Annotated in this window: 1 protein-coding gene; it reads right to left on the bottom strand. The window is 57.2% G+C overall.

Annotation, left to right across the window (positions count from 1 at the left end; genetic code table 11):
• A partial coding sequence (locus ASR47_RS00035) for an IS481 family transposase (protein WP_065305753.1) occupies positions 1-946 on the bottom strand: 946 nt, incomplete at its 3' end.
• Positions 947-1,038 lie beyond the last annotated feature (92 nt).

Here is a 1,038-nt window from a genome sequence, read left to right as displayed (position 1 = left end):
TGTGAAGTTGCAAGAGGTTATTCTGGCCGGATCTGAGCCGTGACATCGGGGCCTTGCCAGCAATGCCCTGATGCGGCCGGTGCCAGTTGTAGTGATGGTTCCATTCTTTGAGCATGTTGGCCCGCTCCAGTGAGTTGTTATAAACAAAGCCGTAAGCCCATTCGCGCAAGGCTGACTGGATGAAGCGTTCGGCCTTGCCATTGGTCTGTGGCCGATAGGGCCGTGTAAAGCGGTGCTTCAATGCTATCTGGCTACAAGTGGCCTTGAATGACTTGGAGCGAAAGGCTGAGCCGTTATCGGTCAACAACGCTTTGGGGCGCACCCCGAGTGAGCAGAAATAGGCGTGGGTATTGGCGAGGAATCGGTTGGCATTCTCCTGGGTTTCGTCAGGATAGAGCTCCGTGAAGGCGATGCGGGCATGGTCGTCAATGGCGATAAACAAGACTTCCCAGCCGGCGCCGCGCGTACGGTCTCGCCGGTCTCCCGTCGCACGATGGCCGGTGGTTTCAATACGCCCGAGCTTCTTGGTATCGATATGAATCAGGTCGCCTGGTTCTGCATGCTCGTAGCGCTGCACCGGCTCGACGGGATCGAGATCGCTCAGTTTGGACAAGCCGGCACGCGCCAGCACACGGCTTACCGTGGCCTTCGATATCTGCAGGTACTGGGCAATCCTTGCCTGTGTCATGCGCTTCTTGCGTAGCTCGACAACCGTCAGTGCCTTGCCCGCGTCGAGTGCCAAGGGACTATGCAGCGGACGCGACGATCGATCCATCAAGCCCTCTCGCCCCTCCGCAAGGAAGCGCCCCAGCCATTTGCGCACGGTTGCTTCGCTCACGGCGTAGCGGGTAGCGGCCTGGCAGCTCGGCAGGCGGTTAAGCAGGACGTCTTCGACCATCTCGACTCGACGAATCAGCGTTAATCGGGCATTCTTATGGATGTTCATTCGGTTGGTTTCCTTGAGAACTGGGGGTTTGGCGATTTCCAGTGTCTCAAATCCAATCCGAATGAACCACAACAACCTATTGAAACATCACA

The organism is Janthinobacterium psychrotolerans (genome assembly GCF_001677885.1).
Classification (GTDB): Bacteria; Pseudomonadota; Gammaproteobacteria; order Burkholderiales; family Burkholderiaceae_D; genus Janthinobacterium; species Janthinobacterium psychrotolerans.
Note: the sequence above shows the minus strand (reverse complement) of the source record. Positions and strands in the feature narration are given on the sequence as shown.